This is a genomic window from Clostridium collagenovorans DSM 3089 (assembly GCF_900130005.1).
In the GTDB taxonomy this organism is placed as follows: Bacteria; Bacillota; Clostridia; order Clostridiales; family Clostridiaceae; genus Clostridium_D; species Clostridium_D collagenovorans.
The window spans coordinates 1-9,806 of record NZ_FQXP01000004.1 but is presented as its reverse complement, the minus strand read 5'-3'; the positions used below and the strand labels follow the sequence as shown (position 1 = coordinate 9,806).

At 31.5% G+C, this 9,806-nt stretch carries 9 protein-coding genes; 1 reads left to right on the top strand and 8 read right to left on the bottom strand.

Translation table 11 applies throughout. From position 1 onward, the window contains the following. Positions 1–243: 243 nt before the first annotated feature. From cas2 to BUA48_RS04530, 8 genes are all read right to left on the bottom strand, one after another. Positions 244–537, bottom strand: a complete 294-nt coding sequence (cas2, locus tag BUA48_RS04565; RefSeq protein ID WP_072830603.1) for a CRISPR-associated endonuclease Cas2 — start codon at positions 535–537, stop codon at positions 244–246. A gap of 22 nt (positions 538–559) precedes the next feature. Further along, complete coding sequence (gene cas1c, locus BUA48_RS04560; RefSeq protein WP_072830601.1) at positions 560–1,591, bottom strand: type I-C CRISPR-associated endonuclease Cas1c; 1,032 nt, start codon at positions 1,589–1,591, stop codon at positions 560–562. Continuing rightward, positions 1,591–2,262, bottom strand: a complete 672-nt coding sequence (gene cas4 / locus BUA48_RS04555; protein WP_072830599.1) for a CRISPR-associated protein Cas4 — start codon at positions 2,260–2,262, stop codon at positions 1,591–1,593. Before cas4 ends, cas1c begins: the two co-directional genes overlap by 1 nt. A gap of 1 nt (position 2,263) precedes the next feature. Further along, positions 2,264–3,133 carry a type I-C CRISPR-associated protein Cas7/Csd2 gene (gene cas7c, locus BUA48_RS04550; RefSeq protein ID WP_072830597.1) on the bottom strand — a complete coding sequence of 290 codons (870 nt, stop codon included), beginning with the start codon at positions 3,131–3,133 and terminating at the stop codon, positions 2,264–2,266. Positions 3,134–3,135: 2 nt separating this feature from the next. Continuing rightward, entirely contained in the window at positions 3,136–4,860 is a 1,725-nt protein-coding gene (gene cas8c, locus BUA48_RS04545) for a type I-C CRISPR-associated protein Cas8c/Csd1 (protein ID WP_072830595.1), read from the bottom strand. Beyond that, positions 4,857–5,519 (bottom strand): type I-C CRISPR-associated protein Cas5c, encoded by a 663-nt coding sequence (cas5c, locus tag BUA48_RS04540; RefSeq protein ID WP_072830593.1) that lies wholly within the window; start codon positions 5,517–5,519, stop codon positions 4,857–4,859. The genes cas8c and cas5c overlap by 4 nt, the downstream gene beginning before the upstream one ends. Positions 5,520–5,529: 10 nt before the next feature. Beyond that, positions 5,530–7,719: a CRISPR-associated helicase Cas3' gene (gene cas3, locus BUA48_RS04535; RefSeq protein WP_143147663.1), complete on the bottom strand. Its 2,190-nt coding sequence runs from the start codon at positions 7,717–7,719 to the stop codon at positions 5,530–5,532. A 462-nt stretch (positions 7,720–8,181) separates the two neighbouring features. Further along, positions 8,182–9,138 (bottom strand): helix-turn-helix transcriptional regulator, encoded by a 957-nt coding sequence (locus tag BUA48_RS04530; protein WP_072830591.1) that lies wholly within the window; start codon positions 9,136–9,138, stop codon positions 8,182–8,184. A 244-nt stretch (positions 9,139–9,382) separates the two neighbouring features. Here BUA48_RS04530 and BUA48_RS04525 point away from each other — a divergent pair, with 244 nt between their 5' ends. Continuing rightward, a complete protein-coding gene (locus BUA48_RS04525; protein ID WP_072830589.1) occupies positions 9,383–9,700 on the top strand; it encodes an ISL3 family transposase in 318 nt (105 codons plus the stop codon). Positions 9,701–9,806 lie beyond the last annotated feature (106 nt).

Sequence of the window (9,806 nt, the reverse complement as noted above, 5' to 3'; positions counted from 1 at the left end):
TTCATATAACCTCTAAATTTTGTATAAATATAAACTATATATTCATTTAATAAAGATTTCAGTAGTTATTTTTACATTTAATAGGTTAAACTCACATTTAACTGAACATAAAAACTAAATTTGGCTGCGATTCCTATGACTTTTTCTGTTCACTTATCTTTCGCAAATAAAATTATACTCACCTATTGCATAAATATTAATATTAATTAATTTATAATATAAATAGCTACTATATCTATAAAATTATATTATAATAACATCATCAATTGGATGATATGTATTATTTTTTCCTACAGTTTCTAATCTTCTTTCCCAATTACTTCCTAAAATATAAAATCTTAAACTGTCTTTTTCTTCGTTTATTATATGTTCTAATGAATTTCTCAAAGCTACAAACTGTGCTGGATCAACTAAGCATTCAAATACTGAGTTTTGAACCCTTTGACCATAATTTATACATTCCTTCGCAACCTTTCTTAAACGTCTTTTTCCACCTTCACTTTCTGTATTAACATCATAAGTAACTAAAACCATCATATTTAATCTCAATCCCCCTCTATTAACTCATAAAGTATGGTGGATACCTCTCTATGTCACCTCTAATATACCTTGCTAATAACATTGCCTGAACATATGGAATTAAACCTATTTCAACTTTTTCATTCAAAAATGGATGAGTAACAATCTCTTGCTTTCTCTTCTGCCAAGCTGTTAAGAATGTAGCTTTTGTATCTTTATCCATGATAATTCCACCACTCTCTTTTTTAATAAATCCATCACCAGACACTTGTTTTTTATTTATTAGTGAAATTACAAACCTTTCTGCTATATACGGCCTTAATTCCTCCATTAAATCTAATGCAAGACTAGCTCTTCCTGGCCTATCTGTATGCATAAACCCAACATAAGGATCTAAACCTACAGTTTCTAGTGCACTTTGAATATCATTTGCTAATAAAGTATATGCAAATGACAACATAGCATTTAAGTTATCTGTTGGTGGACGTTTACTTCTTTCATTAAAATAAAACTCATTCTTTTGAGTTAAGATCATATTATCAAAAACAGAAAAATAACCTCTTGCAGCCTCCCCTTCAATTCCTCTTAATTCATCAATGTTAGTGCTTATTTTTACATTATCAATGGATTGATTTAATCTATTGATAATATTTTTTACTGCTACACTATCTATCTTCTGACCATGATCCCTTAAGCTTCTATTTAGAACTACTCTACAATTAACTAGTTTTCCTAAAATACAATTTTTAGCTATATCTAAAGATATATTCTCATCATCTGCATACCTATATTGAGTCCTTCTAAGTAAAACATTTCCACTCACTGCACCATTTACCCTTGCCATAAACCTTCCAAACTCACTTATAAATGCCATATTAACATTATTGTCTACACATAGCTTCATCAGCTGTGGACTCACGCCTACATAGTTAAAACATACTATACCTTCAAGTGTATGAATAGGTCTTCTTACCGCCTCCTTATTATCTATTTTAACTACAATATTTTCTCCATCTCTTGAAATATAAGCCTCTGGATTAGTAACATAAAGTGTATTAAGTAACTTTCTCACTAAATATTTTCTCCTTCTTCTTTTAAATATCTTTCAATGTAATTAGAAACATTAACTTTTTTATTTGTCATTCTTGGAATACATATATCTACTAAAGAACAGTTTCTGCAACTTTTCCCCTTTATAGCTGGTGGGGTGAACTTTTTATCATATATACTATGCATCTCTTGTCCTAGCATTATTACTTCTTCTCGTAATTCACTGGTAATTTCAACCTTTACTCGTCTTCTTGTTTCATTGTAATAGAAGTCTGAAGAGGAAATGTTACACTTTAGCATCTCCTCTAAACAGATTACTTCTAAAACTAACTGAACAATATCTCGCCTATCTTCTTTAGACTTACCACGTTTATACTCAACTATATTAGGAATCCATAACCCCTCTTTACCCTTTAATACTACTCCCTTAGATGATTTCTTAAACTCTATAATATCAGCTACTCCAATAAACCCCAAGTTATAAGAAACTAAAGGCACAGCTCTACTAATAAATGTATTTTTTCTGCTTTCCATGAAAAAAGGGTCATCTGCATTTTCATGAATAAACTTACCTTCCATAGTTGCTCCATTTTCTTCCCATTGCTGCTCAATGTGTATAAGTGCCCATTGACGCTTACAGAAATAAAAATGCTGTATACCAGATAACATTAACAGTTCTTCATCTCTATACATATTATAACTTCTCTATTATTGAAACACCTTCCACTGGTGTCTTGTCAATCTGAATTTCATAGTCACTAATACTTCTTGCAGGACTATTAACACACTCCACCTTAACCTTATCAAACAATAAATGAGAAGGAGCATTGCCAAGCGAGGATTCGTGTTCAAAAACGATCAACTTTCTAGTTGCCATCTTTCCTCTTGCTGCTGAATGATCATGTTCAAACATATTAATTATTGCTTGCCATAAAAGCTCTAAATCCGCCTCTGTAAAGCCTGTGGTTCTCTTTGCCAGTTCTGCCGAAACATAACCCTCCACTTTATAAAGACCATAAGGAACTATATGCTTTCTTCCCATCTCTGTTTTCTTTTCTTCACCCTCTTTAGTTACTGCAAGTCTAGTTATTCCTACTTCCTGCTGAAATATTGGATCAATACTTCTAGCAAAATTAATTTGAACTGGTCCCCTTACTGTTCCACAGTTAACTTGTGTTGACATTACTGCCCCAAAGGTTCTAATATCATAAAAGTTATCGCACATGAATTTTGTAAGCTTCTTCTGAGATTCCTTATCTTTTGCAATAGCCTTCTTTTCTGCCTCAGTACTATTGTTAATTTTAAGGTGATCATAGGCTCTTTGATGCTGTAGGTTTAATATAGCTCCATCTTTTACATAAATCTCAAAGCCTGCAGCTTTATCTTTAACTAAATCCACATAGTTTCTTATCTTCCTCTTAATGCATACATCTGTTACTATTCCTCTTCCTGTTTCTGGATCAATTCTAGGCATATTGCCTGAATCCGGATCACCGTTAGGATTTCCATTCTCCACATCAAATAGCGCTACAAACTCATATCTTTTATTTATTACATTACTCATTATTATTTAACCCCCTTAGCTTTATATAAATCTTGATTCTCATGATAGTACCCTAATATAAATTCTCCTTGCTCATCTAAGGACAAACGTTGTGGAAATTTAGATATACTCTCTAAAATATCACCTTTTCGTTTTTCCATCTTAAAACCATATTCAGCCTTCTTCACATGATGAAATGATAAATTAATAAGCCTTGGGAAAACTGATGCTGGAGTAGCACAGGCACTAGTAAAGTAACTATCTTTTATAGTAGTATTTAGATTTGGTATTGCATCCTTTTGTGCCTTTTCTAAAACAGCGAATAATCTCCCTAAATGATAAGGAATGCTTTTACTTTCTTCATTTAAACTCACTGAAATTACCTCCTGTTGATTATTTAATCTACTTTTTCTATTTAAATAAGCCTTAATTATAGCTGCTCTCTTATAATTTATGGTTTTGTCTGCTCTTATTCTTGTAATCATAGCATTATATAGTGATACTGGATATTTTCTGCCCTCAAATATAGAAGCCATTAAGCTTTTACTTAAAACTGGAGAAATCTTTTTATCCTTTGAAGTCTTAGGAACTGTTTCACTAAGTACCATCCATATTGGCATGCTCTTTTCATTTCCTATTATTGATAAATCCTTATAGTGCTGACTAATTCTTTTAGCAAAGTAATCGAAGCTATTAACTTCATAAAAAGCTATGGCTAGTCTAGCATTGTTAGGTGAAATCCCTAAAATATGAATCTTTGTATCAGTTTCTATTTGATAATCTTCACTGGTTAACTTTAACCCCATAGAATATTTTGTTAAAATATCCTTCGCAAGTTGCATTGCTTCATTATTTATTCCCGACTTTTGCAAATTTTCTTTATCTTCATCTGCCATAGTAGGGCTTAATAGCTCTGCTAATAAATCTTCATATATTCCATATTTCTCAGCCCAAAATACTACAGTGTTATCACCTATAGTCATTTTATTCTTACTGCTTCTAAGCATGTAGTTTAGCACTGTTGTATATTTAAACATTGCCTTTTTACTAACCGGAGCATTGTAGCTAGCAGTTTTCCCATATGAATTAAAACTCTCATCATTAAAAGATACAATACTAGCTCCTGCTGCTTGTGCATTTCTTACTCCCTTTATTGGAGTATGGATTCTAGCTATTGACGCCACCTCACCTGTAATTAAGCACTGCATTTTCTCCTCGTCTTCTGATAATAAGCTATTTTTCCATCTATCAAGAATACCTTCCTGCTCATGATAATAGCCACTCTTTCCTTCAATCCTAAACACTATATTACTATTTTTCTCCAACTCTTTAATATGAGGTACTAGTATTGTATTATCTCTACACTTTTCTGGCTCCCAAGAATTAATAAATTTAAGAACTGGACTATCTTCCTGCAGGTATTCATTATGAACACTCTTAAAGCTATTAAATGAAGGATATTCCTCCTTATCACCAAGCCCTAACACATATTTCGAATTATCACATAAAAAGTATGAAGGGGCATTCTTTCCGCTTCTTCCTGGCTGCTCTGGTACTAACAATTGTCTTGGAAATTTCTTTTTTCCCTCCAACGTACTTAAATCCATAATAGCTTTAAGCTTCCCCTCTTCTGAAATAACCAAAGCAAACAAAACCTTCTGCATTGATGTGTTTTCTCGTGGTAAATCCTCTACACTTTCTTCCTTAGCTAAAATGTCATAGTAGTTACATAAATCCTGTAGTATCACCTATTCTCACCTCCAAACAAATCAGGAACTTCTAAAACACCATCCTTCATTATTGGTCTAAAGAATATTGGTGTTTCATTGCTTTTAAAATCAATATCCCAAAGCATGAAGCCAAGGTCCCGTTCTTCTCCTTTATAAAAGCTCTCTATCATTTCCCCTGATTCTAAAAGCTGAAAATCCACTGGAAATTCCCTAGTTCCAAAATAAGGTCTATGGAAGCATTGTCCCCTTATACACCTTCTAAGCATAATATTATAATGCTTCTCTACTGTATCCGTTTCTCCCATTTTATCCGTCATCTCAAAATGAGCTTCAATGATATAACACACATCCTTTAATAAAAGTGATGACCTTTGAACTATATCATCAGTGCTTTGATAAAGCTTAACCTTAGAATTTCCTTTAAAAGCACTCTTTACAGAATTCATAGAAATTTTTCCAAGCAGTTCATTTCTTCTTATACTTTCAAACTTAATTGGATTAATCACGGTAATCTTATCAATTACCCAACGTATTGAAGGTTTCCAATATATAGCCTCCAGTATCCCCCTTGCTGCTGAAGGAGTCATTACATCGTAACTAACCCTCTCTACCTTCATTTCTGGTCTACTAAAACAAGCGTAATCGCCGCTTACTTTAAGCCTAACTCCATACCCCATTTCATACCTCCTAACATATTATTACATCTTGTTTCCCTAACGTAAAACCTGTAGCTTCATCATAAAATCCAGACTTAGTTGATAAAATATTTATCTTGTCATTTATAATAGTTAACCCACCCATTTTTCTTAACTCTATTAGCTTAGTATCATGAATGCTAATAGAATATCTCTGTAGCTTTCTAAGGCACGAATTAGGATAATCTGAATACTTAAGTTCCTCAATTAAAGCTTCAGCTCTTTCATCATAAGAAATAATTAAACTCTCACTCTCTTCAATAAGTTTATAGTCTCTAGCAGTTTTTTCAAATTCAAAACCAAGCTCCTTTACCCTGTCTGAAAAATTCTTCATAATTTCCTTGCTATCTAAATTTTCTCTTTCCATATCATAAAGCAGTTCGAAATAATTAGAAATTGCATCTAAGGAAATAGGATCTTCATAATTCTCAAGGATCTGTCTTCCACATTCAGCTACTACACTTTGATATCCTCTGAGCTTTGCATAATCTTCAGTGGAACTAAACACAAAAACCTTACCTATCGTTAGTTCTCCCTCTCTATTACATCTTCCTGCTGATTGAACAATGGAATCAATTCCACTAATAGATCTATACACTACAGGAAAACTTATATCAACTCCACATTCTATAAGTTGAGTTGATACAACCTTACACTTTTCACCATCCTTAAGTCTTTTTTTTATTTCCTTCAACTTATTACTTCTATGCTCTGGACACATATTAGCACTTAAATGGAATACATAATCGTGATCCCCTAGAGATTCATAAAGATTTTGTGCATGACTTCTTGTGTTTACAATGATTAAAGCTCTATCTTCATCCTCAACTCTACTTAATAAACCTTCATTACTTATATCTCCTACATACTTAACTGAAACCCTTTTCAAATCATTATATAATTTATCTGGATTATCAATTATCTCAATACAATTTCTTTTACTAATTCCATCAGGAAATTTTGGCTTTGTTGCCGTTGATAAAAGCACTGTGGAATTATAATTGCTAACCAATTCATTTATTGCAGCAACTGTTGGTTTTAAAAAGTTTGTTGGAAGCATTTGTGCTTCATCTATTACAATAACACTATTGGATATGTTATGTAATTTTCTACACCTTGAGCTTTTATTGGCAAACAAGGATTCAAAAAACTGTACATTTGTAGTTACAACTATTGGTATGTCCCAATTTTCACTGGCGAGTTTTAACTTTAAAGAAGTATTATCTCCGTCTATTTTATCCTCACTCCTAAAATCAAAATTGCTATGATGCTCTAGCACATTCTCTTTTCCTAAAATTGACTTATACACTTCAGCATTTTGTTCTATAATACTGGTATATGGTATAACAAATATTATTCTATCAAGTTTGTTGTATCTCAAATGCTTTATTGCAAATGCCAGAGACGATAAGGTCTTACCTCCACCTGTTGGCACTGTAAGTGAGTATAAATTAGGTTTGTTTTCTGATATTCTGACACATTGATTAAAAATTTCATTTCTAATTCCATTAATAAATGTTATTTTAGCTCCCTTTGATAAAGTCTCCATATGTAGATTAAAGACTTCTTCTAGTGCTTTAAAGCTTTTATAATTTCCACGCTCTATAAATTCATCAACTTTGCAAAATGCTTCCGTATCAAGAAAATCCGCATCTGTTAATGCAGAATAAAGCATTCTAATATAAAATCCTAATACAAAGCCTTTTTCATTATCATAATTTTTAGGCAATTCGCCACTTAACTCTTTTACTGTCCACTTAATCTCTTGTAAAATTTCATCTGCATTATATTCCGGAATAATCTTATTAAGTCTTTGAATAAAACCTCTTTCCTTACTACCTATATCCGGGAGTCCAGAATGATGTCCTACTATTGAATAGCCTAAAAGTCTTTGAATTACTTTACCAAATACTCCTTTGAGCTCCTTGGCACCTGCTGTAGCATGATCAACTTTGGGTCCTCCATTAAATAATCTGTCCTCGAATTCCTCACTGCATTTTCCAATATCATGAAGTAACCCTATAATTTCACCAGACTTTTTAGCACCAAACTTGCTTGCTAGCTTACCAGATAATTTTCCAACATTAATCCCATGATCTTTTACCGTCTGCTTTTCCCCATTTTTGTTTATGTGAGCATAAAACACCTTATTATTGCTAATGTTACAATTTTCATACTTCACTATATCCCTCCATATATCGTCTTTCACCTTGTAATATTGGTACCACAAAATACATTTTTACCCAAACTTTTTATCTTTATTTTATTCTTTTTTTAATATTTTAAACTAATTTCATTCAAAAACTTATTAGTCAAAAGACCGTTGTCTATTTCTATTAAAACAGTTTTATCGTAGTTATCATCTATGTTCATTCTATATTGAGTATAGTAGCTGCCCTTCATAACTTGAATTATAGCTTTCCTGCATTTGCAGTTGGATTTCTTGCTAAATCCTGAAGGGTTAGCCCTGTTTCATACTTAACAGCTTCTAAGTTGTAACTTTACTTTTTAAAACTCGTTTAAATTTTTCCTTAATCATAATAAATATACCATTATTTAAATTTATTTTTCTAACTTAATTATAATAAAGTAGATATTCATATATTATATAACTACAAATTTTTCAGTAAATTGTTTTTATTTTTTAGTATAATTGATACATTTTCTTTATTTCTTCCTTAACTTTTACCTTTAACTCTTCTGGATATAAAACCTGTAACTGACTTCCCTGCTTTAAAATCCAACGTATTAAACCATCATTAAAGCCTACTTCTTCACTAAATATGAATTTTTCTCCATCCTCAGGATCTTTTCTTATAAAATTTTTATTTCCAAACTTCTCAATGACAGAATGTTTTAACCCAACATTCACTTTAAATTCAGCTCTTATAACCTTATTTGCTGGGAACATATCGAAATTACGAATTGAATACCTTTGTAAATCAACTTTTACTGTACTGTTATGCTCGTCCTCAATCCTTACATTTTTTATTCTATCAATTCTATAATTCCTTAACTTATCCTCTTCTGTTAAACCAATTAAATAGTACCTATCATTTTCATAATAAACCGCATAAGGAATAATTCTTCTCTCCCCCTGATTAATCTTAATATTATTATTGGCATCTCTCGTAACTCTATCAACTTTAATATATCTTCGTCTTGCAATAGCTGTATGAATCCTATCTAAATTATAAAGTATATCTACCCCATTATTTTGAAACATATTTGTTATAACTTGATTTTTCAACTTTATCCTATTTTCTATTGAAACCTTAGATAATAGCTTCTCCTTAATTTCTCTTTTTTGTTTATCATCCACAAACTTATTGGAAGCCACACCATCAAGAAGAATACGTGTTTCTCCGATTGTAAATCTATTTTCTATGTAATAGCCAAAGGTATTGTGCCTTTTAGTTATAAACCTAATTCCAATGCTACAATCCATTAGCTCTTCAATATCCCTCTTGATAGTATTTCTATCAACCTCTATACCCTCAAGCTCCAATAATGCCTGAAGCTCCTTAACTGTTACTGGATTATTAATATCAGTTTTCTCCTCTAAATGCTTAAGTATTGTTATTGCTCTTTTAATTCTCATTGCTTTTCTTTCCTTATCAATTGATAAATTAAACTCACTGTTACTTTTCTAAAATGGCTTACCCATTCTCTACTATCCACTACAACGATCCAATCAAATTATAACATAATATAACAATCGCCTCTACTTTCCTGTATCTAGAATAAAAACCAAAAGTAAGCATCAAAGTGGTTCTTTCCATAGTTATTGGATTTTAAATTTTAAATAATGTATTATATAGATATATATGAATCGGAGGACAGCTATGGAAAGCATAATTAAAATGTTGGATACATCACTTGAATATAAATCTCATGAGCTAATAGATAATACACTGTATATTACTGTAATTTCAAAAAATGAGGATTTAAGATGCTCTAATTGCAATACTTTAACAAATAAAGTGCATTCTCGTTACCCTAAAAGTTTTCATGATTTACCTATACAAGGTAAAAAAGTAATTATACTGATAAGGAATCGCAATATGTTTTGTATTAATAAAGATTGTCCTAAATATACATTTTCAGAAACTTTTACTTTCTTAGATGCAAAGGCTAAGAAAACTAAACGACTTATAGATTAAGTTATTCGTGTTTCACTAACTCAGAGCTCTGTTTCAGCTAGTGCTTATTTAAGCGAATCAACAGTGAGTATAAGGAAAAGCTCTATCTGTAACTACCTAAAAAAAA

Coding starts and splice junctions, on each gene's coding strand:
- cas7c (WP_072830597.1), bottom strand. CDS start 3,133: ATGAGTAATGTAATAAATAAAAGATATGAGTTTGTAGCGCTATTTGAT.
- cas5c (WP_072830593.1), bottom strand. CDS start 5,519: ATGGGGTATGGAGTTAGGCTTAAAGTAAGCGGCGATTACGCTTGTTTT.
- BUA48_RS04525 (WP_072830589.1), top strand. CDS start 9,383: ATGGAAAGCATAATTAAAATGTTGGATACATCACTTGAATATAAATCT.
- cas2 (WP_072830603.1), bottom strand. CDS start 537: ATGATGGTTTTAGTTACTTATGATGTTAATACAGAAAGTGAAGGTGGA.
- BUA48_RS04530 (WP_072830591.1), bottom strand. CDS start 9,138: ATGAGAATTAAAAGAGCAATAACAATACTTAAGCATTTAGAGGAGAAA.
- cas4 (WP_072830599.1), bottom strand. CDS start 2,262: ATGTATAGAGATGAAGAACTGTTAATGTTATCTGGTATACAGCATTTT.